Source organism: Streptomyces sp. NPDC002690 (genome assembly GCF_053592415.1).
This window is the reverse complement of sequence record NZ_JBSFVR010000639.1, coordinates 1-2,334: the sequence shown is the minus strand read 5'-3', so window position 1 is coordinate 2,334 and position 2,334 is coordinate 1. Positions and strand designations below refer to the sequence as shown.

The following is a 2,334-nucleotide window of genomic DNA, read 5'->3' as shown; positions in this document are numbered from 1 at the left end:
GTGCAGAAGAAGCGGCTGAAACGGACCGCGGGGTCCGGTCCGGGCCCTGCCGTCGTACCGGGCGTGCCGCCGCCGCGCCCGTGCGGACCGTGCGTGCTGCCTCCACGGCCCGGTGGGGGGCTATCCCCACCACGGATCCGGTGCTTCGCCCCATGGTTCGGCGAGGTGCGCTCCGGAAGGCTTGGAGCACGGGGACACCTGCCCGTGCCGAGTTTTCAGGAGATCACAAGTGACCACGTCCGTATCGAGTACCGCGGCCCGGGACGGCGAAGCGCGCTCGCTGTTCGCCGCGCGTGCGCGGGGGTTGACCAAGGCGTACGGCAACGGCGAGACCCGGGTGGTCGCGCTCGACGCGGTGGACGTCGACATCCCCCGGGGGCAGTTCACCGCGATCATGGGTCCCTCGGGCTCCGGCAAGTCCACGCTGATGCACTGCCTGGCCGGTCTGGACACGGTCTCCAGCGGCAAGACCTGGGTAGGCGAGACCGAGATCACCAAGCTCGGGGACAAACGGCTGACCCGGCTCCGCCGTGACAGCATCGGCTTCGTCTTCCAGGCGTTCAACCTGCTTCCGACGCTGACCGCGCTGGAGAACATCACCCTGCCGATGGACATCGCCGGCCGCACCCCGGACCGGGCGTGGCTGGACCTCGTCGTGGAGACGGTGGGACTGGCCGGACGGCTCACGCACCGTCCCACGCAGTTGTCCGGCGGGCAGCAGCAGCGGGTCGCCGTGGCCCGGGCCCTCGCCGCCCGTCCCGAGATCATCTTCGGTGACGAGCCGACCGGGAACCTGGACTCCCGGGCGGGCGCCGAGATCCTCGGCTTCCTGCGGCACTCGGTCGACGATCTGGGCCAGACCATCGTCATGGTGACCCACGACCCGGTGGCCGCTTCCTACGCGGACCGGGTCCTCTACCTCGCCGACGGACGGATCGTCGACGAGATGCACGCGCCCACGGCCGACGCGGTGCTGGAGCGGATGAAGTCCTTCGACTCCCGGGGCAGGACATCGTGACCGTGCTCCGTACCTCCCTGCGCAACTTCCTGGCGCACAAGGGCCGCATGGCCCTGTCCGGGGTCGCCGTACTGCTGTCCGTCGCCTTCGTCTGCGGCACGCTGGTCTTCACCGACACCATGAGCGCGACCTTCGACAAGCTCTTCGCGACGAGTTCCGCCGACGTCACCGTCAGCCCGCCGGAAGCCGACGACGAGCAGCGGACCGGAACACCGGCCACCCTGCCCGCCTCGCTGCGCGCGGGGCTGGAGAAGGTCCCCGGTGTGGCCCGGGTGGTGCCCGGGGTCGGCAGCCGGCAGGCCACCGTCGCCGACAGCCACAACCAGGACATCGGTTCCAGCACCGGCGCGCCGACCATCGTCGCCAACTGGAACCCGAACCAGACCAAGTCCGTCGACATCACCTCCGGCCACGCCCCGGGCGCACCCGGCGAGGCCGTGCTCGACGCGGACACCGCGGCAAAGCACCACCTGGCCATCGGCGACTCGCTCCGGGTCATCGCCGGCCCCGGCGACGCCGAGGTGACCATCAGCGGCATCGCCACGTACAGGACCACCAACCCGGGTGCGGCCGTCGTCTACCTCGACACACCCACCGCCCAGCAGGTACTCCTCGGCTCCCGCACCGCGTACACCGACTACACCCTGGACGCCGCGCCCGGCGTCAGCGACGACCAGCTCAAGGCGAGGGTCGACGCCGCCCTGGGCGGCCACGACTACCAGGTGCTGACCGCGGCCGAGAAGACGGCCCGGAACCAGCAGGACATCGGCTCCTTCCTCGATCCCCTGAAGTACGTGCTGCTCGGCTTCGCCGGGATCGCCGTCCTCGTCGGCATCTTCCTGATCGTCAACACCTTCTCCATGCTGGTCGCCCAGCGCACCCGCGAGATCGGACTGATGCGGGCCGTCGGGTCGAGCCGCCGACAGGTCAACCGCTCGGTCCTGGTGGAGGCGGTACTGCTCGGCGTCGTCGGATCGGTGGCCGGTATCGGCGCCGGAATCGGCCTCGCCGTCGGCCTGATCGAACTCATGGGCGCACTGGGGATGCACCTGGACACCGCCGACCTGACGATCAAGGCCACCACCCCGCTGATCGGCCTCACCATCGGTGTCGTGGTGACCGTCGTGTCCGCGATGCTGCCCGCCCGCCGGGCCGGCGCCATCTCCCCGATGGCCGCCCTGCGCGACGCCGGCACCCCGGCCGACGCCCGCGCGGGACGCGTCCGTTCCGTGGTCGGCGCGCTGCTCACCGGTCTCGGCCCGGGCGAAGAACACCGAACCGAAGACCGCGACGCCGATGGAGCCGCCGATCGCCTG

At 71.0% G+C, this 2,334-nt stretch carries 2 protein-coding genes; both read left to right on the top strand.

Translation table 11 applies throughout. The annotated features are described in order from the left end of the window. Nucleotides 1-229 precede the first annotated feature (229 nt). The gene (locus ACWD3D_RS36195; protein WP_451464907.1) at nt 230-1,018 is read left to right on the top strand and encodes an ABC transporter ATP-binding protein; all 789 of its coding nucleotides are present in this window, start codon (nt 230-232) and stop codon (nt 1,016-1,018) included. Next, nucleotides 1,015-2,334: ABC transporter permease (locus tag ACWD3D_RS36190; RefSeq protein ID WP_451464906.1), on the top strand; the 1,320-nt coding region annotated here is incomplete at its 3' end. The genes ACWD3D_RS36195 and ACWD3D_RS36190, both read left to right, overlap by 4 nt.